The 1,697-nt window shown below is 44.1% G+C and carries 1 protein-coding gene, 13 tRNA genes and 1 rRNA gene; 14 read left to right on the top strand and 1 reads right to left on the bottom strand.

Translation table 11 applies throughout. The features are described from left to right. Positions 1–11: 11 nt before the first annotated feature. From rrf to FEZ33_RS12090, 14 genes are all read left to right on the top strand, one after another. A 5S ribosomal RNA gene (rrf, locus tag FEZ33_RS12155) occupies positions 12–127 on the top strand. A 19-nt stretch (positions 128–146) separates the two neighbouring features. Then, positions 147–219 (top strand) — tRNA-Asn (locus FEZ33_RS12150). A 12-nt stretch (positions 220–231) separates the two neighbouring features. Further along, positions 232–322, top strand: a tRNA-Ser gene (locus FEZ33_RS12145). 21 nt (positions 323–343) lie between these two features. Then, a tRNA-Glu gene (locus tag FEZ33_RS12140) sits at positions 344–415 on the top strand. Positions 416–433: 18 nt separating this feature from the next. Continuing rightward, positions 434–506: transfer RNA gene (locus tag FEZ33_RS12135), tRNA-Val, on the top strand. A gap of 10 nt (positions 507–516) precedes the next feature. Then, a tRNA-Asp gene (locus FEZ33_RS12130) sits at positions 517–589 on the top strand. A 14-nt stretch (positions 590–603) separates the two neighbouring features. Then, positions 604–676: transfer RNA gene (locus FEZ33_RS12125), tRNA-Phe, on the top strand. A 5-nt stretch (positions 677–681) separates the two neighbouring features. Continuing rightward, a tRNA-Tyr gene (locus FEZ33_RS12120) sits at positions 682–762 on the top strand. A 41-nt stretch (positions 763–803) separates the two neighbouring features. Continuing rightward, positions 804–874 (top strand) — tRNA-Trp (locus tag FEZ33_RS12115). Between the two features lie 24 nt (positions 875–898). Continuing rightward, a tRNA-His gene (locus tag FEZ33_RS12110) sits at positions 899–971 on the top strand. A gap of 35 nt (positions 972–1,006) precedes the next feature. Next, positions 1,007–1,078, top strand: a tRNA-Gln gene (locus tag FEZ33_RS12105). 45 nt (positions 1,079–1,123) lie between these two features. Then, positions 1,124–1,194 (top strand) — tRNA-Cys (locus FEZ33_RS12100). Between the two features lie 22 nt (positions 1,195–1,216). Further along, positions 1,217–1,289 (top strand) — tRNA-Met (locus FEZ33_RS12095). A gap of 43 nt (positions 1,290–1,332) precedes the next feature. Then, positions 1,333–1,418 (top strand) — tRNA-Leu (locus tag FEZ33_RS12090). A 128-nt stretch (positions 1,419–1,546) separates the two neighbouring features. Here FEZ33_RS12090 and FEZ33_RS12085 read toward each other — a convergent pair. Continuing rightward, positions 1,547–1,697: transposase (locus FEZ33_RS12085; protein WP_138405300.1), on the bottom strand; the 151-nt coding region annotated here is incomplete at its 5' end.

Below are 1,697 nucleotides of genomic sequence, written 5' to 3'. Positions count from 1 at the left end.
TAAAAACAATGTGTGGTGATGGTAGCAAGAAGGATACACCTGTTCCCATGCCGAACACAGCAGTTAAGCTTCTTAGCGCCGATGGTAGTTGGACCTTTGGTCCTGTGAGAGTAGGTCGTTGCCATGCATTGTTAAATTTTAATCATTCCGCAATAGCTCAGCTGGTAGAGCGCATGACTGTTAATCATGATGTCGTAGGTTCGAGCCCTACTTGCGGAGTAAGGTTAAATCGGAGAGTTGTCCGAGTTGGCCGAAGGAGCACGATTGGAAATCGTGTAGGCATTTATTAAATGTCTCAAGGGTTCGAATCCCTTACTCTCCGTTAGAAACTTAATATTATAATGGTCCGTTGGTCAAGTGGTTAAGACACTGCCCTTTCACGGCGGTAACACGGGTTCGAATCCCGTACGGATCATTAACATTTTAATAACATGGAGGATTAGCTCAGCTGGGAGAGCGTCTGCCTTACAAGCAGGATGTCGGCGGTTCGATCCCGTCATCCTCCATTAATACCAAGGTCCGGTGGTGTAGGGGTTAACATGCCTGCCTGTCACGCAGGAGATCGCGGGTTCAAATCCCGTCCGGACCGTTTTTTAAAATGTAGGCTTGGTAGCTCAGTTGGTAGAGCACTTGATTGAAGCTCAAGGTGTCGGCGGTTCGATTCCGTCCCAAGCCATTCATGGTGGGGTAGCGAAGTGGCTAAACGCGGCGGACTGTAAATCCGCTCCTTCGGGTTCGGGAGTTCGAATCTCTCCCCCACCATTGTATTATTAATGGGGAATTTAATAATTTTGCCTTTTAATAGGGGCATAGTTTAACGGTAGAACTACGGTCTCCAAAACCGTCAATGTGGGTTCGATTCCTACTGCCCCTGTTTAATTTTAATAATATGATGATGGCGATTGTGGCGAAGTGGTTAACGCATCGGTTTGTGGATCCGACACTCGTGGGTTCGATTCCCATCAGTCGCCTATATTTTATATAATATAGGTTGTAATATTATCATTGGGGTATAGCCAAGCGGTAAGGCAACGGACTTTGACTCCGTTATGCGTTGGTTCGAATCCAGCTACCCCAGTCGCTAGTACCATTGTTATAATGGTACTATTTTATTTAATACAATGGCGGTATAGCCAAGTGGTAAGGCACGAGTCTGCAAAACTCTGATCGCCGGTTCAAATCCGACTACCGCCTTTACTAAATATTATTTTATTATCGCGGGGTGGAGAAGCTGGCATCTCGTCGGGCTCATAACCCGAAGGTCGTAGGTTCGAATCCTACCCCCGCAATTTTTTAATTATCAAAAATTAATATCGAGACAATGGCTTTTATGCCGGTATGGCGGAATTGGCAGACGCGTTGGACTCAAAATCCAATGTCCTTTGCGGGACGTGTCGGTTCGACCCCGACTACCGGTATTTATTAATTGATTTAATCCACGTTAGAACACTTGCCCTATGCCTAAGTAAGTGTTTTTTTATTGCAGTTTTTTAAGTTATTATTGGGCTCTTTGTCAAATAGGGTTGATGACTCATTTTAATCAAGATCAAGCAGCATAGGTTGTTGCTTGATCTTTTTTATTTGTCTGAGGGACATATAATCGCGTCATAAGTAAAATACGGTCTCTAAAATGACTGTAATTTCGATAGCCGTAGGCTGTTCGTTTCAATACTTTAATTTTATTATTAATACCTTCG

Origin of the sequence: Ruoffia tabacinasalis, from assembly GCF_005864045.1 — a bacterium.
Taxonomy (GTDB): domain Bacteria; phylum Bacillota; class Bacilli; order Lactobacillales; family Aerococcaceae; genus Ruoffia; species Ruoffia tabacinasalis.
Note: the sequence above shows the minus strand (reverse complement) of the source record. Positions and strands in the feature narration are given on the sequence as shown.